The organism is Stutzerimonas urumqiensis (assembly GCF_003640395.1).
In the GTDB taxonomy this organism is placed as follows: Bacteria; Pseudomonadota; Gammaproteobacteria; order Pseudomonadales; family Pseudomonadaceae; genus Stutzerimonas; species Stutzerimonas urumqiensis.
This window is the reverse complement of the sequence record NZ_RBZQ01000008.1, coordinates 86,252-108,767: the sequence shown is the minus strand read 5'-3', so window position 1 is coordinate 108,767 and position 22,516 is coordinate 86,252. Positions and strand designations below refer to the sequence as shown.

20 protein-coding genes are annotated in these 22,516 nt (G+C 69.0%); 12 read left to right on the top strand and 8 right to left on the bottom strand.

Annotated elements, in window-relative coordinates; all coding sequences use genetic code 11:
• Nucleotides 1-11: 11 nt before the first annotated feature.
• From D7325_RS15660 to D7325_RS15650, 3 genes are read right to left on the bottom strand one after another with little or no spacing between them, the layout of a single operon-like run.
• Nucleotides 12-1,475 carry an NAD(P)(+) transhydrogenase (Re/Si-specific) subunit beta gene (locus D7325_RS15660; RefSeq protein WP_120997263.1) on the bottom strand — a complete coding sequence of 488 codons (1,464 nt, stop codon included), beginning with the start codon at nt 1,473-1,475 and terminating at the stop codon, nt 12-14.
• Nucleotides 1,476-1,477: 2 nt separating this feature from the next.
• Entirely contained in the window at nt 1,478-1,792 is a 315-nt protein-coding gene (locus D7325_RS15655; protein WP_120997262.1) for an NAD(P) transhydrogenase subunit alpha part 2, read from the bottom strand.
• A gap of 13 nt (nt 1,793-1,805) precedes the next feature.
• Nucleotides 1,806-2,927 (bottom strand): Re/Si-specific NAD(P)(+) transhydrogenase subunit alpha, encoded by a 1,122-nt coding sequence (locus D7325_RS15650; protein WP_120997260.1) that lies wholly within the window; start codon nt 2,925-2,927, stop codon nt 1,806-1,808.
• A 638-nt stretch (nt 2,928-3,565) separates the two neighbouring features.
• Here D7325_RS15650 and gspE point away from each other — a divergent pair.
• The 9 genes from gspE to D7325_RS15605 all read left to right on the top strand — a co-directional run bounded on the left by gspE (nt 3,566) and on the right by D7325_RS15605 (nt 11,424).
• On the top strand, nt 3,566-5,077 hold the full coding sequence (gene gspE, locus D7325_RS15645; protein ID WP_120997258.1) for a type II secretion system ATPase GspE: 1,512 nt from the start codon (nt 3,566-3,568) through the stop codon (nt 5,075-5,077).
• 150 nt (nt 5,078-5,227) lie between these two features.
• A complete protein-coding gene (xcpS, locus tag D7325_RS15640; RefSeq protein WP_120997256.1) occupies nt 5,228-6,442 on the top strand; it encodes a GspF family T2SS innner membrane protein variant XcpS in 1,215 nt (404 codons plus the stop codon).
• A gap of 6 nt (nt 6,443-6,448) precedes the next feature.
• Nucleotides 6,449-6,883: a type II secretion system major pseudopilin GspG gene (gspG, locus tag D7325_RS15635; protein WP_120997254.1), complete on the top strand. Its 435-nt coding sequence runs from the start codon at nt 6,449-6,451 to the stop codon at nt 6,881-6,883.
• A gap of 67 nt (nt 6,884-6,950) precedes the next feature.
• Nucleotides 6,951-7,490: a type II secretion system minor pseudopilin GspH gene (gene gspH / locus D7325_RS15630; RefSeq protein WP_120997481.1), complete on the top strand. Its 540-nt coding sequence runs from the start codon at nt 6,951-6,953 to the stop codon at nt 7,488-7,490.
• Nucleotides 7,487-7,888, top strand: a complete 402-nt coding sequence (gene gspI, locus D7325_RS15625) for a type II secretion system minor pseudopilin GspI (protein ID WP_120997252.1) — start codon at nt 7,487-7,489, stop codon at nt 7,886-7,888. The genes gspH and gspI overlap by 4 nt, the downstream gene beginning before the upstream one ends.
• Nucleotides 7,885-8,583 carry a type II secretion system minor pseudopilin GspJ gene (gspJ, locus tag D7325_RS15620; RefSeq protein WP_120997250.1) on the top strand — a complete coding sequence of 233 codons (699 nt, stop codon included), beginning with the start codon at nt 7,885-7,887 and terminating at the stop codon, nt 8,581-8,583. The genes gspI and gspJ overlap by 4 nt, the downstream gene beginning before the upstream one ends.
• On the top strand, nt 8,580-9,764 hold the full coding sequence (gspK, locus tag D7325_RS15615; RefSeq protein WP_245962096.1) for a type II secretion system minor pseudopilin GspK: 1,185 nt from the start codon (nt 8,580-8,582) through the stop codon (nt 9,762-9,764). Before gspJ ends, gspK begins: the two co-directional genes overlap by 4 nt.
• 8 nt (nt 9,765-9,772) lie before the next feature.
• Nucleotides 9,773-10,906, top strand: coding sequence for a type II secretion system protein GspL (gspL, locus tag D7325_RS15610; RefSeq protein WP_120997478.1), 1,134 nt, complete (start codon nt 9,773-9,775; stop codon nt 10,904-10,906).
• Between the two features lie 5 nt (nt 10,907-10,911).
• Entirely contained in the window at nt 10,912-11,424 is a 513-nt protein-coding gene (locus tag D7325_RS15605) for a type II secretion system protein M (RefSeq protein ID WP_120997248.1), read from the top strand.
• A gap of 27 nt (nt 11,425-11,451) precedes the next feature.
• On the opposite strand, the gene D7325_RS15600 is transcribed toward D7325_RS15605, so the two are convergent.
• Together D7325_RS15600 and prlC are read right to left on the bottom strand one after the other, a co-directional pair.
• Nucleotides 11,452-11,727: a YheV family putative zinc ribbon protein gene (locus D7325_RS15600; RefSeq protein ID WP_120997246.1), complete on the bottom strand. Its 276-nt coding sequence runs from the start codon at nt 11,725-11,727 to the stop codon at nt 11,452-11,454.
• Nucleotides 11,724-13,772, bottom strand: a complete 2,049-nt coding sequence (gene prlC / locus D7325_RS15595; protein ID WP_120997244.1) for an oligopeptidase A — start codon at nt 13,770-13,772, stop codon at nt 11,724-11,726. The genes D7325_RS15600 and prlC overlap by 4 nt, the downstream gene beginning before the upstream one ends.
• A 153-nt stretch (nt 13,773-13,925) precedes the next feature.
• On the opposite strand from prlC, the gene D7325_RS15590 reads away from it, so the two are divergent.
• Complete coding sequence (locus D7325_RS15590) at nt 13,926-14,462, top strand: gamma carbonic anhydrase family protein (protein WP_120997234.1); 537 nt, start codon at nt 13,926-13,928, stop codon at nt 14,460-14,462.
• 157 nt (nt 14,463-14,619) lie between these two features.
• Nucleotides 14,620-15,264 carry an HAD family hydrolase gene (locus D7325_RS15585; RefSeq protein WP_120997232.1) on the top strand — a complete coding sequence of 215 codons (645 nt, stop codon included), beginning with the start codon at nt 14,620-14,622 and terminating at the stop codon, nt 15,262-15,264.
• Nucleotides 15,265-15,363: 99 nt separating this feature from the next.
• Here the strand turns inward: D7325_RS15585 and treS are convergent, their stop codons facing one another.
• From treS to D7325_RS15570, 3 genes are all read right to left on the bottom strand, one after another.
• Nucleotides 15,364-17,430 carry a maltose alpha-D-glucosyltransferase gene (treS, locus tag D7325_RS15580; RefSeq protein ID WP_120997230.1) on the bottom strand — a complete coding sequence of 689 codons (2,067 nt, stop codon included), beginning with the start codon at nt 17,428-17,430 and terminating at the stop codon, nt 15,364-15,366.
• A gap of 232 nt (nt 17,431-17,662) precedes the next feature.
• On the bottom strand, nt 17,663-18,640 hold the full coding sequence (gnd, locus tag D7325_RS15575) for a phosphogluconate dehydrogenase (NAD(+)-dependent, decarboxylating) (protein ID WP_120997228.1): 978 nt from the start codon (nt 18,638-18,640) through the stop codon (nt 17,663-17,665).
• Between the two features lie 183 nt (nt 18,641-18,823).
• Entirely contained in the window at nt 18,824-20,863 is a 2,040-nt protein-coding gene (locus tag D7325_RS15570) for an ATP-binding protein (RefSeq protein ID WP_120997226.1), read from the bottom strand.
• A 181-nt stretch (nt 20,864-21,044) separates the two neighbouring features.
• On the opposite strand from D7325_RS15570, the gene D7325_RS15565 reads away from it, so the two are divergent.
• On the top strand, nt 21,045-22,373 hold the full coding sequence (locus D7325_RS15565) for a DUF2254 domain-containing protein (protein ID WP_120997224.1): 1,329 nt from the start codon (nt 21,045-21,047) through the stop codon (nt 22,371-22,373).
• Nucleotides 22,374-22,516: the final 143 nt, after the last annotated feature.

The window sequence follows — 22,516 nt, the reverse complement described above, 5'->3', positions numbered from 1 at the left end:
CCAGGCGGCGCTTACTCGACGGCCTTGACCATGTCCTCGACCACCTTCTTGGCGTCGCCGAACACCATCATCGTCTTGTCCATGTAGAACAGCTCGTTGTCCAGGCCCGCGTAGCCGCTGGCCATGGAGCGCTTGTTGACGATGATCGTCTTGGCCTTGTAGGCCTCGAGGATCGGCATGCCGGCGATGGGGGACTTCGGGTCGTTCTTCGCCGCCGGGTTGACCACGTCGTTGGCGCCGAGCACCAGCACCACGTCGGCCTGGCCGAACTCGGAGTTGATGTCTTCCATCTCGAACACCTGGTCGTAGGGCACCTCGGCCTCGGCCAGCAGCACGTTCATGTGCCCCGGCATGCGACCGGCGACCGGGTGGATGGCGTACTTCACGGTCACGCCGTTGTGCACCAGCTTCTCGGTCAGCTCCTTCAGCGCGTGCTGGGCGCGCGCTACCGCCAGGCCGTAACCGGGGACGATGATGACGGTGTCGGCGTTGCCGAGCAGGAAGGCCGCGTCGTCGGCCGAGCCGGACTTCACGCTGCGCTGCTCCTGGCTGCCGCCGGCCGCGCCCGCGTCGGCATCGGCGCCGAAGCCGCCGAGGATGACGTTGAAGAACGAGCGGTTCATCGCCTTGCACATGATGTACGAGAGGATCGCGCCGCTCGAACCGACCAGCGAGCCCGCGATGATCAGCATCGAGTTGTTCAGCGAGAAGCCGATGCCCGCCGCCGCCCAGCCCGAGTAGCTGTTGAGCATCGACACCACCACCGGCATGTCGGCGCCGCCGATCGGGATGATGATCAGCACGCCGATCACGAAGGCCAGCGCCAGCATGATCGCGAAGGCGGTCATGTTGCCGGTGAACATGTACACCAGGCCCAGTACGAGGATCGCCAGGCCGACCGCCAGGTTGACCATGTGCTGGCCCTTGAAGACCACCGGCGCGCCCTGGAACAGGCGGAACTTGTATTTGCCGGACAGCTTGCCGAAGGCGATGACCGAACCGGAGAAGGTGATCGCACCGACCGCGGCGCCGAGGAACAACTCCAGGCGGTTGCCCATCGGGATCGCATAGCCGGCCGCCTGGACGATGCCCAGCGACTGGGGCTCGACCACCGCGGCGATGGCGATGAACACCGCGGCCAGGCCGATCATGCTGTGCATGAAGGCGACCAGCTCCGGCATCTTGGTCATCTCGACGCGCTTGGCCATGAGGGTGCCGGCGCTGCCGCCGACCAAGAGGCCGACCAGCACGAAACCGATGCCGGCCACGGCGTTGTTGCCTTCGCCGTTGGCGGCCGCCAGCTGCGCGCCGAGCTTGAACACCAGGAAGACCGTGGTGACCACGGCGATGCCCATGCCGACCATGCCGAAGACGTTGCCGCGGCGAGAGGTGGTCGGATGCGACAGGCCCTTGAGCGCCTGGATGAAGCACACCGAGGCGACGAGGTAGAGAACAGTGATCAGGTTCATGCTCATGGTCAGTGCTTCTCCGCCTGCGCCTTCGGCGCCTTCTTCTTGAACATTTCCAGCATGCGCCGAGTGACCATGAAGCCACCGAACACGTTAACGGCGGCGAGCGCCACGGCCAGGGTGCCCATCGTCTTGCCCAGGCCGGTCTCGGTCAGCGCGGCGGCCATCATGGCGCCGACGATGACGATCGCCGAGATCGCGTTGGTGACCGCCATCAGCGGCGTGTGCAGCGCGGGGGTGACGTTCCAGACCACGTGATAGCCGACGTAGATCGCCAGCACGAAGATGATCAGGTTGTAGATGCCGTCAGAGATCAGATCCATTTTCAGGGCTCCCTTAACCGTTGGTGCGCACGACCTGGCCGTCGCGGCACATCAGGCACGCGGCGACGATGTCGTCTTCGAGGTTGAGCTGGAACTGGCCATCCTTGTCGATCACCAGCTTGAGGAAATCGAGCAGGTTGCGCGCATACAGCGCCGAGGCGTCGGCCGGGACGAGCGCCGCCAGGTTGGTGTAGCCGACGATCGTCACGCCATGCCTGACCACCACCTGGTCGGCTTCGGTCAGTGGGCAGTTGCCGCCCTGGGCAGCGGCGAGGTCGACGACCACCGAGCCGGGCTTCATCTGCTGCACGGTCTCTTCCTTGAGCAGCGTCGGCGCCCGGCGGCCGGGGATCAGCGCGGTGGTGATCACGATGTCGGCCTGCTTGGCGCGCTCGTGTACGGCCTGCGCCTGGCGCGCCATCCACGACGCGGGCATCGGTCGGGCGTAGCCACCGACGCCTTCGGCGCACTCGCGCTCCTCATCGGTCTCGAACGGCACGTCGACGAACTTGGCGCCGAGCGATTCGATCTGCTCCTTCACCGCCGGGCGCACGTCCGAGGCCTCGATCACCGCGCCCAGGCGCTTGGCCGTGGCGATGGCCTGCAGGCCGGCGACACCGGCGCCGAGGATCAGCACCCGCGCGGCCTTCACGGTACCGGCGGCGGTCATCAGCATCGGCATGAAGCGCGGGTACTGGTTGGCGGCGACCATCACCGCCTTGTAGCCGGCGATGTTGGCCTGCGACGACAGCACGTCCAGGCTCTGCGCGCGCGAGGTGCGCGGCGCCGCTTCGAGGGCGAAGGCGGTGATGCCGCGCTCGGCCATGCGGGCGATGGTGTCGTTGTCGAAGGGGTTGAGCATACCGACCAGTACGGCGCCGCTGCGCATCAGACCCAGCTCGGAGGCATCCGGCGCGGTCACCTTGAGCACGATGTCGGCGCCAAACGCGGCGGCGGCATCGCCGAGGCTGGCGCCCACGGCTTCGAAGGCGCTGTCCGGCACGCTGGCACTGATGCCGGCACCGCGTTGCACCGTGACCTGATGGCCCTGGCCGATCAGCTTCTTGATGGTTTCCGGAGTGGCGGCGACGCGCGTTTCTCCGGCTCGGGTTTCAAGAGGCACACCGATGTGCATTGTTCTTGTACTCCTAGTGATCGTGACAAGACCGGTAGGGGCCTGGCTGGTTCGCCGTGACATACGACTGTTTGAAACGACAGCGGCGCGGCATTTTGCAGGCGAAGCGCCAGGCCATCAAGAAAATTGGAGCGAAACTTATAGGGGACTACAAGTCACCGGCTGACCCACCGTCCACGCAGCGCGATACAGACAGGGTAACGACCGCAGGCCGCGCCGCTTCGGCCCGCTCGACCGGCAGTACCGGCGACGACGCCAACGGCCGCTCCGGCGTCGGCCACTACAGGCCTCGGTTCGGCAGCGGTCACTCGGACCGCGCCCAGGCGGCGCCGACACGCCGTCGGGCGGGCGTGAATGGCGCGTCATCCAAGGCGGCAATGCGTCATGCCGGCGGCCCGGCCGGTCATCGCACCAACCGTCGGTCGCGCTGTCAGAACGCCATCGCCGCCACTCGTCGCGCGATTGGATTGGCGTTTCCCACGGACCGCGTTAATGCTTATAAAGCGCCTTCCCTGAGAGCGGATGACAGCAATTGTCATCGAAACGCTGTAATCCATAGCCGGCGCAGCCGTGCGTTGCGGCCGATGGCGTGACGTGCCGACGGCCCTTGGCTTCGACTGCTAGCAGGAACACGCCCGATGCCCGAACTGGACATGACCGACCTCCCCGCCCTGGACGCGCCCGTCCAGCGCCGCCTGCCGTTCGCCTTCGCCCGCCGCCACGGCGTGCTGCTGCTAGACGAGGCCGGCGGCCCGCGCCTGTGCGCGCGTGAAGGCGCGGCGCTGACGGCGCTGCAAGAGGCCCAGCGGCTGGCCGGGACGCCCCTGCCGATGCAGTGGCTGGCCGAAGCCGAGTTCGACCGCGCGCTCGGCGAGGCCTATCGGCACGACTCCAGCGGCGCCATGACGATGGTCGAGGGGCTCGGTGCCGACATGGACCTGGCCAGCCTGGCCGACCAGATCCAGGAAACCGAAGACCTGCTCGAGCAGGAAGACGACGCGCCGATCATCCGCCTGATCAACGCGATCCTCGGCGAGGCCATTGCCGAGAACGCCTCGGACATCCATATCGAAACCTTCGAGAAGCGCCTGGTGATCCGCTTCCGCGTCGACGGCATCCTGCGCGAGGTGGTGCAGCCCAAGCGCGAGCTGGCGGCGCTGCTGGTCTCGCGGATCAAGGTCATGGCGCGGCTCGACATCGCCGAGAAGCGCATCCCGCAGGACGGCCGCATTTCGCTGCGCGTCGGCGGGCGCGAGGTCGACATCCGCGTCTCGACGCTGCCCTCGGCCAATGGCGAGCGCGTGGTGCTGCGCCTGCTGGACAAACAGGCCGGGCGCCTGACGCTCAAGCACCTGGGCATGAGCGAGCGCGACCGCCAGCGGCTCGAGGAGGCGGTGCGCAAGCCGCACGGCATCATCCTCGTCACCGGGCCGACCGGCTCGGGCAAGACCACCACGCTGTACGCCAGCCTGACCACGCTGAACGACCGCACGCGCAACATCCTCACCGTCGAGGACCCGATCGAATACCACCTCGAGGGCATCGGCCAGACCCAGGTGAACACCAAGGTCGACATGACCTTCGCCCGCGGCCTGCGCGCCATCCTGCGCCAGGACCCGGACGTGGTGATGGTCGGCGAAATCCGCGACCAGGAAACCGCCGACATGGCCGTGCAGGCCTCGCTCACCGGTCACCTGGTGCTCTCCACGCTGCACACCAACAGCGCCATCGGCGCGGTGACCCGCCTGGTCGACATGGGCGTCGAGCCTTTCCTCATTTCCTCGTCGCTGCTCGGCGTGCTCGCCCAGCGCCTGGTGCGCGTGCTGTGCCACGACTGCAAGCGGCCCTACGTCGCCGACTCGGCCGAATGCGCGCTGCTCGGCGCCGACCCGGCCGAAGCGCCGACGCTCTACCACGCCGAGGGCTGCGACATCTGCCGCGGGCTCGGCTACCGCGGGCGGACCGGCATCTACGAGCTGGTGCTGTTCGACGACCGCCTGCGCAGCATGATCCACACCCGCGCCACCGAACAGGACATGGTCCGTCACGCCCGCCAGCTCGGCCCGAGCATTCGCGAGGACGGCATGCGCAAGGTCCGCGAAGGCGTCACCACCATCGAAGAAGTGCTGCGGGTGACGCGTGAAGAGTGACCTGAACGCGCCGGCATCGCTTCGCGCGAGCTCGCCCGCCGGCTTGCGAAGCGCCCTGACCCTCAGCGCGTCCGGCCGGCCTGCACCCTGTAGGCGCGACCTGGGTCGCGAAGGGGCCAGCGCGCCTGCGATTGGCGAAGGACACCGCTGATGGCCGCCTTCGAATACATCGCGCTCGACCCGCGCGGTCGGCAGCAGAAGGGCCTAATCGAGGCCGACAGCCCACGGCAGGCGCGGCAGCTGCTGCGCGACAAGCAATGGGCGCCGCTGGAGGTCAAGGCCACCCGCGCGCGGGAGACGGCAGCGGCGGGCGGGCTCGGTTTCGCCCGTGGGCTGTCGGCACGCGACCTCGCGCTCGTCACGCGGCAGCTCTCGACACTGGTGCAGGCCGCGCTGCCGATCGAGGAAGCCCTGCGCGCCACGGCCGCGCAATCGGCGTCGCAGAAGATCAAGTCCATGCTGCTGGCGGTGCGCGCGCGGGTGATGGAAGGCCACAGCCTGGCCACCGCGCTGCGCGAATACCCCTCGGCGTTTCCCGACCTGTACCGCGCCACGGTGGCCGCCGGTGAGCATGCCGGCCACCTCGGGCCGGTGCTCGACCAGCTCGCCGACTACACCGAGCAGCGCCAGCAGTCGCGGCAGAAGATTCAGCTCGCCCTGCTCTACCCGGTCATCCTGATGCTGGCCTCGGTGACCATCGTCGGCTTCCTGCTCGGCTACGTGGTGCCGGACGTGGTGAAAGTGTTCGTCAACACCGGGCAGGAGCTGCCGGCGCTGACCCGCGGGCTGATCGCCGCCAGCGACGTGGTCAAGGCCTGGGGCTGGCTGATGGTGCTGGGCGCGGCCGGGGCGGTGCTGGCGCTGCGTTACGCGCTGCGCGACGACGCCTTCAAGCGCCGCTGGCACGGCTTCATCCTGAAGATTCCGCTGATCGGCCGGCTGTCGCGCGCGACCAACACGGCGCGCTTCGCCTCGACCCTGGCGATCCTCACGCGCAGCGGCGTGCCGCTGGTGGAGGCGCTGTCCATCGCGGCGGCGGTGATCGCCAACCTGCGCATCCGCGACAAGGTGGTCGAGGCCGCGCAGAAGGTGCGCGAAGGCTCGAGCCTGACCCGCGCGCTGGAGGCGACCGGCGAATTCCCGCCGATGATGCTGCACATGATCGCCAGCGGCGAAAAGTCCGGCGAACTCGACCAGATGCTGGCGCGCACCGCGCGCAACCAGGAGAACGACCTCGCCGCGCAGATTTCGCTGCTGGTCGGCCTCTTCGAACCTTTTATGCTGGTCTTCATGGGCGCGGTGGTGCTGGTGATCGTGCTGGCCATCCTGCTGCCTATCCTGTCCCTCAACCAATTGGTGGGTTAACCGACAATGACGCTTCGCAACGTACGCCAGAGGGGCTTCACCCTCATCGAAATCATGGTCGTGGTGGTGATCCTCGGCATTCTCGCCGCGCTGGTGGTGCCGCAGGTGATGAGCCGCCCGGACCAGGCCAAGGTCACGGTCGCCAAGGGCGACATCAAGGCCATCGCCGCCGCCCTCGACATGTACAAGCTGGACAACTTCGCCTACCCCAGCACCCAGCAGGGGCTCGAAGCGCTGGTCGAGCGCCCGACCGGCAACCCGCAGCCGAAGAACTGGAACCGCGACGGCTATCTCAAGCGCCTGCCGCAGGACCCGTGGGGCAACGACTACCAGTACCTGTCGCCGGGCACCGAAGGGCCGTTCGACCTCTACTCGCTCGGCGCCGACGGCAAGCAGGGCGGCAGCGACCTGAACGCGGACATCGGCAACTGGGACCTGTGACGGCCCCGTGAACCCGCGCCACACCCGCCTCGGCCGCGCTGCGCGCGGCTTCACCCTCATCGAGCTGATGGTGGTGATGGTCATCCTCGGCATCCTGGTCAGCCTCGCCGTGCTCTCGATGGGCACGGCCAGCACCTCGCGCGAGCTGCGCGACGAGGCGCAGCGGCTGGCGGCGGTGATCGGGCTGCTGGCCGACGAGGCGGTGCTGGACAACCGCGAGTACGGCCTGTGGGTCGATGACGAGGGCTACCAGGTGCTGCACTACGACGAGGCCGATGCGCGCTGGATCGCCGATCGCTCGCAGGCGCACCGGGTGCCCGAGTGGGCGCGGCTGGACCTGGAACTCGACGGCACCCCGCTCGAACTGGCCGCGCCGCCGGCCGAGGACGACGACGCGGCGCCCGACCCGACCGCCCCCGACGAACGCGAGACGCCTCGGCATGAAGTGCGCACCCGCCTGCAACCGCAGGTGCTGATCCTCTCCAGCGGCGAGCTGTCGCCGTTCCGCCTGACCCTGTCCGAACGTGACGAGCGCGACAGCGCCTGGGTCATCGCCTCCGACGGGTTCAACCTGCCGCAGGCCGAGCCGGTCGAGGCGCGTCGATGAACGCAGGCTTCGGTCGCCGGGACGCGGCCTTCACCCTGCTCGAAGTGCTGGTCGCGCTGGCGATCTTCGCCACCGTCGCCGCGGTGATGCTGACCGCCGCCGGCCGCAGCCTGAACAACGCGGCGCGGCTGGAAGAAGTCACCTTCGCCGGCTGGATCGCCGACAACCGCCTCACCGAGCTGCAACTCACGCCGAGCGCGCCCGCCGTCGGCCGGCAGGGCGCCGAGCTGGATTACGCCGGCCGTCGCTGGGCGCTGCGCAGCGAGGTCGAGGAAACCGAGGAGCCAGGCCTGCTGCGCGTCACCGTGTGGGTCGCGACGCTACCGGCCGACGCCGGCGTTCCCATCGAAGAGCGCGCCGTGACCCAGCTCACCGGCTTCGTCGAGACCGGCCGATGACCCGCCAGCGCGGCTTCACGCTGCTCGAGCTGCTGATCGCGATCGCCCTGTTCGCGCTGCTGGCGCTCGGCACCTACCGCATGCTCGAAGCGGTTCTGCGCACCGACGAGATCACCCGCGCCCAGGAACAGGCGCTGCGCGACCTGACCCGCGGCCTGTGGCGCCTCGAGCGCGACCTGGTGCAGGCCGCGCCGCGCGCGGTTCGCGATGCCTATGGCGACGAGCGCTACGCCTTCTTCAGCCAGCCGGAGCCGGAGGATGGCGAGGTGGCGATGGAATTCAGCCGCGTCGGCTGGCGCAACCCGACCGGCATGCGGCGCGCCGATGTGCAGCGGGTGCGCTGGCGCCTGGTCGGCGACACGCTCGAGCGCGTCTACTGGACGGTGCTCGACCGCGATGTCGAGAGCGAGCCGCGGGTGCAGCGCGTGCTGGACGACCTCGAAGGCTTCGAGTTGCGCTTTCTCGACGGACAGAACACCTGGCAGACCAGCTGGCCGCCGTTCGATTTCAATCGCGGCAGCCCGGAAACCGATGCCGAACGCCTGCCGCTGGCGGTCGAGGTGACGCTGGAGCATCCGCGCTATGGCCGCATCGTGCGGCTGATCCGCCTGCCGGATGGCACCGCCATCACCCAACAGGGCCTGCGCGACGCCGAGGGCGTACCGGGCGAAGTCGATCCGGGGCTGCTGCCATGAGGCGCCAGCGCGGGGTCGCGCTCATCACCGTGCTGCTGGTGGTGGCCATCGTCACGGTGGTGTGCGCCGGGCTGATCGGTCGCCAGCAGGTGTCGATCCGCAGCATCGGCAACCAGATGCAGGCGCGCCAGGCCTGGCAGTACGCGCTCGGCGGCGAGGCGTTGGCGCGCACCCTGCTGCGCCGCGACCTGGAGGACGAAGGCGGAGCCGGTGCGCCCGCCGAGGACGATGCCGAGGACGACGAGGCGGCCGATGAGGAAGCCGGCGGCGGCCTGGGCAGCGGCACAGGCACCGGCAGCGAAACCGATGCCGAACAGGACCCGGGCGCGACCGCCCCGGCGGACGCCTCCACCGGCGCCAATGGCGCCGCAGCCGATGCCGCGGTGGCCACCGCCGGCGAAGACGGCGAGGACGGCGCCGCGGCGGTGCGGGTCGATCACCTGGGCGAAGACTGGGCGCAACCCATCGCCGCGTTCGAGCTGGACGACGGCAGCCTGCACGTTCGCATCGAGGACCTCGCCGGGCGTTTCAATCTCAACAGCCTGGTGCAGAACCAGCAGGCCAACGACGCGGCGATCGAACAGTTCCAGCGTTTGCTGCTGGGGCTGGATATCGAGGCGCCGTACGCCGAGCGGCTGGTCGACTGGATGGACGTGGACCAGACCACCACCGGCGAGAACGGTGCCGAAGACAGCGCCTACGGGCTGCTCGACCCGCCCTATCGCACGGCCGGCCGACGCCTGTACGACATCTCCGAACTGCGGCTGCTGCTGGGCATGAGCGAGCGCGACTTCCAGCGTCTCGCCCCGCATGTCACCGCGCTGCCGGCGGATGTCGCGCTGAACGTCAACACCGTGGGCGCGCAGGTGCTCGCCAGCCTCGACGAGAGCCTGACGCTGGCCGCCGCCCGGGCCGCGGTCAACAACCGCAAGGAAGGCGGCTACAAGGACGTCGCGGGGTTCCTGGCGCAGCCGGCGCTGGCCGGCACCGAGCTCGAGGGCACCCCGCTGGCGGTCGAGAGTCAATTCTTTCAGGCGACCAGCGAGGTCAGCCTCGGCGATCGCCGACTGGTACTGGTCAGCCAGCTCAAGCGCGAGGCCGACGGCGAGGTCCGGGTGATCTACCGTGACCTCGGACAACGGCCCACCGCGCCGACCCCCACAGCGAACGAGGGAGAGTGAAACCCATCATGGATTGCCTGTTTCTGCCGGCCGACAGCGGCCCCCGTCTCGGCGCCGACAGCCGCGCCTACTGGCTCGCCCGCGACGGCGAGGGTGGCTGGATGACGCTCGGCGACTGCGCGGCGGCCGCCAGCGGCACGCTGGCGCTGGTGTTGCCGGTGGAGGTGTGCAGCTTCTTCGCCGTCGAGCTGCCGACCCGCAAGGGTCGCTGGGTGCGCCAGGCGCTGGCGTATGCGGTCGAGGAGCTGCTTGCCGAGACCATCGACGACCTGCACCTGGCGCTCGGCGAGACCCTGCCCGATGGCCGCGATCGGGTGGTCGCGGTGCGCCGGCAGCTGCTCACCGACTGGCTGGAGGACTTGCGCGCGCTGGGCCTGGACATCGTCGCGGTGCATGTCGACGCGGACCTGTTGCCGCGTGACGAGGCGCAGTTGCTGTTTCTTGGCGAGCGCGCCCTGCTCGGTGGCGCGCCGGAGCCGCGGCTGGCGTTCCCCTCGCGGCAATGGCCGGCGTTCGCCGCGCAATGCCCCGCGCCACGGCATGCGCATGGCACGCTGCCGGAAGGGCCGGGCGACGTGGACGATTACCAGCCGCTCGACGACCCCTATCGCTGGCTCGCCGAAGGCCGTGGCGCGGCGATCAACCTGGCGCAGGGCGACTTCGCCATCCACCCGGCCGGCACGGGCCTCGGGCGCTGGAAGCCGGTGCTGGCGATCCTTGGCGTGATCCTGGCGGTGCAGCTCGGCTTCAATGTCGCGCAGGCCTGGTACCTGCAACGCCAGGGCGACGCCTACGCGGCGGCGAGCGAGGCGCTGTACCGCGAGCTGTTCCCGGAGGACGTCCGCATCGTCAACCTGCGGGCGCAGTTCGACGATCACCTGGGCCGCGGGGCCGTGGCCTCGGCCGGTTTCCTGCGTCTGCTCGAACACGCGGCCACCGCCACCGACGGTTCGCCGGTGACCATCGCCGACCTGGAATACAGCGATGCGCGCGGCGAGCTGGCCATGCAGGTGCAGGCACAGGACTTCGCCGCCCTCGAAGACCTGCGCCAGCGGCTGGTGGCGACCGGCCAGAACGTCGAGCTCGGCTCGGCCAGCCGTGACGGCGACGGCGTCAGCGCACGCGTGGTGATCGGAGGATGAGCGCGATGAGCATCAAGCAACGGATGAACGAGGCCCTGGTGCAGTCACCGCTGTGGCACCGCTGGCAGCGCCTGGCCCCGCGTGAGCGGCTGTCGCTGACGCTGCTCGGCGCCTTCCTGCTGCTGGTGGTGGGCTACGTCGCGCTGTGGCAGCCGGCGCAGCGCCAGCTCGCCGACGCGCGCGCCTACTTCGAGGAACAGCGCGAACTGCACGCCTACCTCGAGCGCAACACCGACCTCGCCCGCTCGCTGGCGCGCGACAACCGCCCGACGCTGCCGCCCGAGCAGTTGCAGGGCGTCGTGACGCAGACGGCGCAGCAGCGCGACCTGCGCATCGAGAGCTTCGACCTGAGCGGCGACGGCAGCCTGCAAGTGAGCCTGCCGGGCGCGTCCTACAGCCTGCTGCTGTACTGGCTCGACGAGTTGCAGGGCCAGGGCGTCTACCTGCGCGATGCGGCGTTGCAGCGCGCAGGCGACGGCCGGGTGGATGCGCGCCTGACCTTCAGCGTGGAAGGCTGACGGCGCGCGAGACCAGCCGCGGGACGATCAGTCCTGCGGTTTCTTCAGCTTGGGGTTGGGGAAGAACTGCACCGACTGCACGTTCGGGCTCGCCGCGGCGGGCTTGGGCTGGTTGACCCGCGTGCCGATCTCCAGCGGCACCGACTGGCCCTGCGCATTGAGCGTGTCGGCGAAGCCGCAGGCGACGCACTCTCGGTGCGGCACGCCGTCGACGTCCCACATCTTCACGGTGTCCTGGGCGCTGCACGCCGGGCACACGGCACCGGCGATGAAGCGTTTGGTGGGTGGGGTCACGTCGCTCATGCCGCCGCTCCGGTCAGGCCGAGGTGGCGCAGCAGGGCGTCGATCTTCGGCTCGCGGCCGCGGAAGTCGACGAACAGCACCATCGGCTCCTGCGAACCGCCGCGCGCGAGGATCATGTCGCGGAAGGCGCGACCGGTCTCGGCGTTGAACACGCCTTCCTCCTCGAAGCGCGAGTAGGCGTCCGACGACAGCACCTCGGCCCACTTGTAGCTGTAGTAGCCGGCCGCATAGCCGCCCGCGAAGATGTGCGCGAAGCCGTTGGGGAAGCGGTTCCAGGCCGGCGGCGGCAGCACCGAGACCTCCTGGCGAACGCCGTCGAGCACCTCGTAGATGCCGCGACCGTCGCCGTGGGTCGCGTGCAGCTCGAAGTCGAACAGCGAGAATTCGAGCTGGCGCACCATCATCAGCCCGGACTGGAAGTTCTTCGCTGCGAGCATCTTGTCCAACAGGTCCTGCGGCAGGGTTTCGCCGGTCTGGTAGTGGCCGGAGATCAGCGCCAGGCCTTCCGGCTCCCAGCACCAGTTCTCCATGAACTGGCTCGGCAGCTCGACCGCGTCCCAGGCGACGCCGTTGATGCCCGAGGCGCCGGCATGCTCGACGCGGGTCAGCAGGTGATGCAGGCCGTGGCCGAATTCGTGGAACAGGGTGGTGACCTCGTCGTGGGTCAGCAGCGCCGGCTGCTCGCCCACCGGCGGGGTGAAGTTGCACACCAGGTTGGCCACCGGCGTCTGCAGGCTGCCGTCGGCGCAGCGGCGCTTGTCGCGGGCGCCGTCCATCCAGGCGCCGCCGCGCTTGTTCGCCCGGGCGTACAGATCGAGGAAGAAGCGGCCAACGTGCTGGCCGTTCTCGCGGATTTCGAACAGCCGCACGTCGCGGTGCCAGCTGTCGAAGCCTTCGAGTTCCTCGATGTCGATGCCGTAGAGGCGATGCACGATGGCGAACAGGCCGAACAGCACCTTGTCGACCGGGAAGTAGGCGCGCAGCGCTTCCTGGTTCAGCGAATAACGCTGCTGGCGCAGCTTTTCGCTGTAGTAGCCCAGGTCCCAGCTTTGCAGATCGGCCAGGCCCTGCTCGGCGGCGAAGGCGCGCAGCTCTTCCAGGTCACGCCGGGCATGCGGCTTGCTGCGCACCGCCAGGTCACGCAGGAAGCCCAGCACCTGGTCGGTGGAGTCGGCCATCTTGGTCGCCAGCGACAGCTCGGCGTAGTTGCCGAAACCGAGCAGCCCCGCCAGTTCCTGGCGCAGGTCGAGGATCTGGTTCATCACCGGCCCGTTGTCGAACTGGCCGGCATTCGGGCCCTGGTCCGAGGCGCGGGTGGAATAGGCGGTATAGACCTCCTGGCGCAGCGAGCGGTCGTCGGCGTAGGTCATCACGGCGTGGTAGCTGGGGAATTCGAGGGTGATCAGCCAACCGTCGAGCCCCTTGGCCTTGGCGGCCTGCGCCATCTGCGCCTTGGCCGAATCGGTCAACCCGGCCAGGGCGGCTTCATCGGTGACGTGCTTGGTCCACGCCTGAGTGGCGTCGAGCAGCTGGTTGGAGAAGGTGCTGCCCAGCTCGGCGAGCTTCATCTGGATCGCGCCGAAGCGCTGCTGCTCGACCGGCGGCAGGTCGATGCCCGACAGCCGGAAGTCGCGCAGGTCGTGTTCGAGGATGGTCTTCTGCGCCACGTCGAAGCCGGCGGCGGCGGGGCTTTCGGCCAGCGCCCGGTAGGCTTCGAAGAGTTCGCGGTTCTGCCCCAGCTCGGTCCAGTAGGCTGACAGCTTGGGCAGGCAGGCCTCGTAGGCGCTGCGCAGCTCGGGGCTGTTCTTCACCGAGTTGAGGTGCCCGATCGGGCTCCAGGCGCGGCTCAGGCGTTCGTTCAGTTCGTCCAGACCGACCACCAGCGTGGCCCAGTCGAGGCTCTCCTTCGGACGGCTGAGCAACTCCTGCAGGGCGATCCGGTTGTCGGCCAGCACGGTGTCGACGGCCGGCTCGACGTGCTCGGGGCGAATCTCGGAATAGGGCGGCAGGTCGTAGGGTTGCAGCAGGGGATTGTTCGCGCTCACGGTGCACCTTGCGAAGACGGGGAATGGAACTGTGACCACAGTGGCCGGGCCGAAACTCCCGGCGATGCAAGCCTGTGGGCCAGCGACGAATCCAGCGAATGGCCGTCATGTTAATTAGAATCGCCTGTCACCGCAGCCAAAGAGGTTTCTATCGTGGCCATACGCAGCTATCAGGGCAGCACCCCGCAACTGGGCCAGCGCGCGTTCGTCGACGCCACGGCCGTGGTCATCGGCGACGTCGAACTCGGCGAAGACAGCTCCGTGTGGCCGCTGACGGTGATCCGCGGCGACATGCACCGCATCCGCATCGGCCAGCGCACCAGCATCCAGGACGGCAGCGTGCTGCACATCACCCACGCCGGCCCGTTCAACCCGGACGGCTTTCCCCTGCTGATCGGCGACGAGGTGACCGTCGGTCACAAGGTCACCCTGCACGGCTGCACGCTGGGCAGCCGCATCCTGGTCGGCATGGGCTCGATCGTGATGGACGGGGCGATCGTCGAGGACGAGGTCATCATCGGCGCCGGCAGCCTGGTGCCACCGGGCAAGCGGCTGGAAAGCGGCTTTCTCTACGTCGGCAGTCCGGTGAAACAGGCCCGCCCGCTGACCGACAAGGAGCGCAGCTTCTTCAGCTACACCGCCGGCAACTACGTGAAGCTGAAGGACCAGCACCTGGCCGAGGGCGCCTGAGCCCGGTTCCGCTTCGACGCCTTACGGATGCACCAACGCTTTGCCCCTTGGCCACCGCCGGGGCGAAGCGCCTGCCATCGGCCCCGCGCGATCGTCATTTGCCCTGACCTCGACCGGTACGGGAAAATCGCCGGCCACCCCGCTGCCGGCGCTGCCCATGCACCATTCCACGCTTCTGTTCGACCTCGACGGCACCCTCACCGACCCGCGCGAAGGCATCACCCGTTCGATTCAGTACGCCCTCGCGCAGCTCGGCATCGACGAGCCGGACCTGACCCGGCTGGAGCCCTTCATCGGCCCGCCGCTGTTGCAGGCGTTCATGGCCTTCTACGGCTTCGACGAGGCGCGCGCCTGGGAGGCGGTCGGCCATTACCGCGAGCGCTTCAAGAGGGTGGGGCTGTACGAGAATCTGCTGTTCGACGGCGTGCTGGAGATGCTCGAACACCTGCGCGGCCAGGGCCGGACGCTCTATGTGGCGACCTCCAAGCCCTCGGTGTTCGCCCGCGAAATCGCCCGCCACTTCGCCTTCGATCATCACTTCACGATGATCTACGGCAGCGAACTGGACGGCACGCGCACGGACAAGGCCGAGCTGATCGCCCATGTGATCGCCGAAGAAGGGCTCGATCCAGAGCAGACGCTGATGATCGGCGACCGCAAGCACGACCTGATCGGCGCTCGCGCCAACGGGCTCGCCGCGGTGGCGGTGGGCTACGGCTTCGGCAGCCACGCCGAGCTGATGGCCGAATCGCCGGCCTACCACTACGCCACCCTGGCCGAGCTGCGCGCGGCGTTCGGCTGATAGCGAGCCCGGCCGGCCCAGTCAGTCAGCCAGCTGCCCGGCCGTCTCTCGCCGACGCGGATCGCGACCCGATCCGCGCCGCGCCTTCCCCCTCGTGCATCACATCGCCAGCGCGGTGCTGACCACCCGCAGGGCCAGGCCTTCGTAGGGGTCGAGGTTCACGGTCAGCTGGCAATCCTCGGTCAGGTCGCCTTCGACGCGCTCGTTGATGATGTCCACCACCGGTCCGGGGGCGATGCCCGGCAGGCAGAGGGTTTCGCTGATCGGCTCGGCGCCGAAGTTCAGCGCGGTGATCTGCACGCCCTTGTCGGCCGGCAGCTCATGGACCATCACCAGCAGGCCGCGCGTCTGCACGTCGGGAATCAGAATCTGCCGGCTCGCGGCGATGTCGTAGGCACGCCGCACGCTGAGGATGCGCTTGAGCTGGCAGGCGAAGGAGCCGGGCGACTGCAACTGGCTGGCCAGGCTGCCGTACAGCGAGCGCGCCCGCGGCAGGCCCTCGGCCGAGGTGTCGGCGTCCGGGTCGAGATCGGCCAGGTCGTAGGCGCCGCGGTGGATCCAGCGGGTGTCGCCGTCGCCCATCAGGTGCTCGACCTGCTCGGGCGCCAGCGGCAGGGCGCCGACCATGTCCCAGCCGGACAGCGCGAACACGCCGGGCTGCATCGCGTTGAACATCACCAGCAGGATGTGCAGGCGCTGGATCTGCTCGATGTCGGCCGGGGTGATGGCGTCCAGGTCGCGGATGCCGAGCGCCGCGGTGATCACGCTGGCGGTGGTGCAGGCCACGCCATTGGTGACGAACTTGAGGTTGTAGGGCGCATGCTCGCCGGTCAGGCGCTCGTACATCTCCTCGCGAATGTGCTCGCGCAGGATGCTGCCGGGCAGCGTCTGGCCGTGGTAGTGGTACTGGTCGTAGGCGTGCAGGGTCCAGAAGTGGACCAGCTCCAGCGTCAGTTCGTCATGGTTCTGCAGCGCATGAATCAGCGAGGCCGGGTCGATGCCGAAGGCGTGCACCTCGCGCATCATCAGCCGCAGGAATTCGGTGTCGCCGGTCAGCAGCGCGTGGTGATAGGCCGGGCGGGTGATGAAGTCGTAGGACAGGTCCGCGCCGCCATGCGACATCGCGGCGATGTCGTCGATGGTCAGGTTCAGCTCCTGGAAGCTGAAGCCGCCGGCCTTGCGGATGGCGCCGGCGAGCAGCTGGTTGCCGGTCACCGACAGCGGATGGCCTTCGGACCAGGCGGTGCCCTCGGCGCGCCGTTCGACGCCGAGGAAGCCGTTGGCATCGAGCCGCAGCACGCGCGCGCCGGTCACGTCGATGGCGTGCAGCGCATCGCCGATGATCAGCTGCTGCGCGGCGAAGGTCGGGTCGAGCCAGTTCAGCGACGGCTGGCCTTCCTTGAAGTAGTGCAGGTAGACCCAGCGGCGGACCTTGCCGTCGGCGCCGGTCACCGGGGCGGTGGCGCTCCAGTCGGTCTCCTTCACGCCCGGTTCGAAGAAGATCACCCGTTGCAGCTGGCCGACGATGTAGTGCTTGTCCTTGAGCCGGTCGACGTCAGGCGGCAGCAGGTTCACCGAGTCGCGCCCCGGCGGCACCTCGGGCAGCAGCTCCCAGTCTTCCTCGCGGATCTCGACCATGTGATAGAGGCCGGGGTAGTCGCCGTAGGCCATCTCGGCGAGGCGGAAGTCCGGGCCCTTGCCGGTGTGCGCCGGGATGATGTCGTCGATCACCACCGCATTGTGCGCGGCGGCCATGCGGCTGAGTTGCAGCATCTCCTCCTCGGTGCCGAGGGCCGGGTCGATGCCGAAGCTGATGCGGTCGAAGTTGCCGTCGATGGTCGGCGTGAAGTCGTGCCCGCGCAGCCCGCCGCTGCGTTTGGTCGGCCCGTTGTGGATGCCTTGCACGCCCAGCTCGGACAGCGCATGCCAGAGGCCTTCGTCGCCCATCGCCTGGAGCACCGAGCCCCCTTCGCGGGTGACGATCGAGGCGGGGTAGGCGGTGAACCATACCGAGGCGATCGCGCTGGCATCGCGCGGGCGGGCCTGGGCATAGGGGCGCTGCCAGAGGCGCGCCTGACCGGCGTAGAGCCGGGCGCGCTCGCGGGCGGCCGTTAGCATCGACTGGCTTTCCAGCCACTGAAGGTAGGCGTCGTCCGGCGTGCTCATTTCGCGCTCCGTCTGCAGTGGGGGTGAAGCTTGGAGTCGAAGCGGCCGGCATCGTTGCATCGATGCGCATCGGCGGGACGAGGCACGCCCCGAGCGGGCGCCGGGCAACGGCTCGGCGGCGCGCAGCCGGCACGTCCATGCCGGGCGGGTTCAGCTCCGGCGGCGCGCCAGCGTGCGGGCCGTCATGCGGCGTGCCGGGCCGGCGGCAACGCCCGGGTCGCCGCCGGACGCTTCACTGCGGAATCTCGACGTGCCCTCCGAAGCCGAAGCGCATCGCCGACAGCAGCCGGTCGGCGTAGGTGTTCTTGTCGCGCGAACGGAAGCGGGCGAACAGCGCGCTGGCCAGCACCGGCACCGGTACGCCCTGCTCCACCGCGGCGTCGATGGTCCAGCGCCCTTCGCCGCTATCGGCCACGGCGCCGGAATAGCGCTCCAGCGCCATGTCGCTGGCCAGCGCCTGGGCGGTCAGGTCCAGCAGCCAGGACGACACCACGCTGCCGCGCCGCCAGACCTCGGCGATGTCGGCCAGGTTGAGGTCGAAGCGCTCCTCCTCCGGCACGTGCTCGGCCCCGCGATTCTTCAGGATGTCGAAGCCCTCGGCGTAGGCCTGCATGAGGCCGTACTCGATGCCGTTGTGCACCATCTTGACGAAGTGGCCGGCGCCCGCGCGGCCCGCATGGATGTAGCCGCGCTCGGCGCGGTCATCCGGGGCGAAGCGGCCGCGGGTCCGCTCGAGCGAGCCGTAGCCGGGCGCCAGGCTCTCGAACAGGGGTTCGAGGCGCTCGAAGATCGGCTCGTCCGCGCCCACCATCATGCAGTAGCCGCGCTCCAGCCCCCAGACGCCGCCGGACGTGCCGACGTCGACGTAATGGATGCCCAGCGGCCGGAGCGTCGCGGCACGGCGGATGTCGTCGCGGTAGAAGGTATTGCCGCCGTCGATGATGACGTCGTCCGGCTCCAGCAGCCCGGCCAGGGCCTCGATGGTCCGTTCGGTCGCCTCGCCCGCCGGCAGCATCACCCAGACGGTGCGCGGCCGCTCGAGCCGGTCGACGAGCACGCCGAGGCTATCGGTCGTCAGCGCCCCCTCCTCGGCGATCGGCGTCATCGCCTCGATGTCGCGATCGTAGGCGACGATCTGGTGGTCCTGGCGCATCAGTCGCCGCGCGATGTTCGCACCCATGCGGCCGAGTCCGACGATTCCCAGTTGCATACGCAATCCTCTGAAAGCGGCGCGCGCAGGCGCCGGATGATCGAAGCGAGCGGCGGCCACGAAGTCGCTCAGGGCCTGCGGCGGCCGCGCGCATGAAGTGAAGCGTCATCGCCTGCGGCGTTTGCATGGCGAGATCAGCTACAGCGTAGCCTCGATGGGACGGTTGGCTTCGGCCCCGGCGCCTCAGCCCTGGAGCATGCCGCGCACCTTCGCCGCCAGCGCATCGATGGCGAACGGCTTGGTGATGATCGCCATGTCGCGCCCGAGAAAATCCTCGGCGGCGGCGTTTTCCGCATAGCCGGTGGCGAACAGGATCTTCAGCCCCGGCCGGTGCTGGCGGGCGACTTCGGCCAGTTGCCGGCCGTTCATGCCCGGCAGGCCGACATCCGTCAGCAGGAGGTCGATGCGCGGGTGGCTTTCGAGCAGCGGCAGCGCCTCCTTGGCGTCGCCGGCTTCCAGCGTCGAATAGCCCAGCTCGCCCAGCAACTCGACCATCAGCGCGCGCACCTCCGACTGATCCTCGACGACCAGCACGGTTTCGCCGGCGCCGGCGGTCAGCGCCTCGTCGGCGGTCGATTCGACCGGCGCCGGCTCGCCATGAAAGCGCGGCAGGTACAAGCGCACCGAGGTGCCCGCACCGGGTTCGGAGTGCAATTCGATGTAGCCCTTGGACTGCTTGATGTAGCCGTACACCATCGACAGGCCGAGGCCCGTGCCCTGCCCCACCGGCTTGGTGGTGAAGAACGGATCAAACGCCTTGGCCAGCACGTCCGGCGACATGCCGATGCCGGTGTCGGAGATGGTCAGGGTGACGTAGTCGCCGGCCTTCAGGCCGGCCATGCCGGGCTGGTCGGACGCCCGTACCTCGGCCTCGCCGGTGGCGAGGGTGACGGTGCCGCCGTCGGGCATCGCGTCGCGGGCATTGATCACCAGGTTGATGATGGCGCTCTCCAGCTGGTTGCGGTCCATGCAGACGAACGGCAGCCCGGCGGTCAGCTGCGCCTCGACGCGGATGTCCTCGCCGGTGGTGCGGTGCAGCAGGTCTTCGAGCGACACGACCAGCGCATTGAGGTCCACCGGCTTGAGTTCGAGCGCCTGCTGGCGCGAGAACGCGAGAAGGCGCTGGGTCAGCGCGGCGGCCCGTGCGGCGGAGTTCATCGCGGCGTCGAGGTAGCGATCCAGATCGACGCTCCCGGCGTGGTGGCGCCGGCGGGCCAGGTCCACGCTGCCGATGATGCCGGTCAGCAGGTTGTTGAAGTCGTGCGCGATGCCGCCGGTCAGCTGGCCGATGGCTTCCATCTTCTGCGTCTGGCGCAGGGCGTCTTCGGCCCGGCTGCGATCGGCGATCGCCGCGGCCACCCGGCCCTCGAGCTGGTCGTTGAGCTGGCGCAGGGTGTTCTCGCTGACGCGCAGCGCCTCCTCGGCGCGCTTGAGCGCGCTGACGTCGGTACAGGCGCCGGCGACGTGCGCGGCCCGCTCCTCGGCATCGAAGAACACCTTGGCCCGGCAGGCCAGCCACTGGTCGGGGTCGTTGCGCAACCGGAACTCGACCGCCACGTCGTGGCCCTGCTCGCCGTCGATGAAGGCCCGCCGGACGCTGGAGCGATCGATCGGGTGAACCTGTTCGATCAGCAGGTCGAGCGTGCCGGTGGCCTGGCTGTCGGCCAGCCCCAGCAGATCGCGCAACGCCCCGTCGAACTGGAAGCTGCCGTCATCGGGGTACCAGTTGAACGTACCCGAGCCGGAGGCCAGCAGCGCGGCGCGCAAGCGCTCGTCGGCGAACGCCAGCGGGGCCGGCCGGGGGCGCGCCATAACCTGCTCGGTGACGTCTTCGGCCTGGTGCAGGATGTAGCGGACCTCGCCGTGCGCGTCCAGCACGGGCACGTTGATGACGCGCCAGTAGCGCTCCTCGAACCCGCCCCCGGCCGCGGCGGGCCTGGGGATGTCGTAGCGGGTGGTGGCCATCCGATCCGGCGCGCGGGTTCGCAGCACCCGTTCGAGCGAGGCGCGCAACACGCCGGTACCGAATTCCTGGTCGGCGTTCGGGTTCTTGCCGAAGACCTCGAACACCGAGCGACCGATGCAGTCTTCGCGGCGGGTGTTGGTGGCGCGCAGGCGGGCGTCGCTGGCGGCGAGCATGATGAAGTCGCGGTCGGCCGACAGCACCAGGTTGAGGTTCGGCAGCGCTTCGAACAGTGCGCGGTAGTCCAGGGATTGGCTCATCGTCGACGGTCGCTTTCAGCGGGCAGTGATCGTTCGATGGGCAGCGCAGCGGTTGGTTTCCCTCGCGATGGCGAGATGCGATCACCTGCACGGCCGGCTGTCGGACCGGGACGCGTCGTCGCGCCGGACATTTGCCGCACGCCAGGGTCCCTAATGCATCGGTCCCGGCTCCGGAGGCTTCGTGTCCAACCCCAGCAACGTGCTGTTTCGCTTGTGGCGAGCCACCCGGCAAAGCATCGCCTTCTACCCGGTCCTGATCAGCATCGGCTACGTGCTGGTGGCGGCCGCGGCGATCGCGCTGGATTCGTCCGCCCTCGCCGACCGCCTGCGCGCGGTGGTGCCGAGCGGGCTGACCAGCGTCGAGAATGCGCGGTCGATCCTCAGCACCCTCGTCACCGGCGTCGTCTCGCTGGTGGTGTTCAGCTTCTCGATGGTGATGGTGGTGCTCAATGGCGCGGCCGCGCGCCTGACGCCACGGGTGCTGCCGCGGCTGATCAGCGACACGCGCAACCGGATCATCCTCGGCATCTACCTCGGCACCATCCTCTACCTGCTGATGCTGATGAGCCTGCTCGACAAGGCGCGCCCGACCCAGGTGCCGATCCTCGGCGTGCTGCTCTCGCTGGTGTTCGGCATGGCCTGCATGGCGCTGTTCGTGGTGTTCATCCGCTCGATTTCCCAGTCCATCCAGGTCGACTGGGTGGTGAGCGACCTCTACCGCGGCGCGCACGGCAGCCTCGACCGGCTGCAACACCGGCTGAAGGCCTACCAGGCCACGCCCGACGACAGCCACTGGTTCTGCCTCGACACCCGGCAAGCCGGCTATCTGCGCAACGTCAACGAGCGCCAGCTCTCGAAGCTGCTGTGCGGGCGCGACCTGATCGCCAGGCTGCAGGTGGAGCCCGGGTTCTTTCTGCACCGCGGCCATCCACTGATCAGGCTGAGCGCGCCGCTCAGCCAGGAAGACGTCGAGGAAGTTCTCGATTGCTTCGACTTTCACGATGACGAAATGGCCGGCGACCAGTTCGCCTACGGGCTGCGGCAGATATCGGAGGTGGCCGTGAAGGCGATCAGCCCGGCGATCAACGATCCGGGCACGGCCGTCCGCGCGCTGAACCTGATCGCCGTGATCCTGGATCGGCTGGCGGGCACACCGCCGGTCGACGTCGGCTGCTTCGATCAGGGCCGCCCGCGGCTGTACTACCGGCAGCCGGACATGCGCGCGCTGCTGCGTGCCGTGATCGCGCCCATCCGCACCTACGGTCGCCACGACCCGCAGGTCGGGATCGCCGTGCTCCAGTGCCTGAAGCAGCCGCTGCACCGGGCGCTCACCGACGAACAGCTTGAGGCGCTCTGGGACGAATTGCAGGCCTTGCGGCACGACCTCGACGAACACCTCGGCAACCCCTGGGATCGTCGCGCCGTGAACGAACAGATCGAGCGCATCGATGCCCTGCGCCGCGCCTCGCAGCCTGCGCTCGAACCCCTCGAGACGAGCGCAGGCCGATAAGCGCCGGCCCCGCCGACCAGTCGTCGTCCTGCCCATCCATCGGCCGCGCCGCTCGACGGGCGGTAGAAACTATCCAGGCCATCCCCCCTCGGATTTCGTGAAGGGTGTGATAAACCGTCGACGCCTTCAGCGTTGGCTTATCG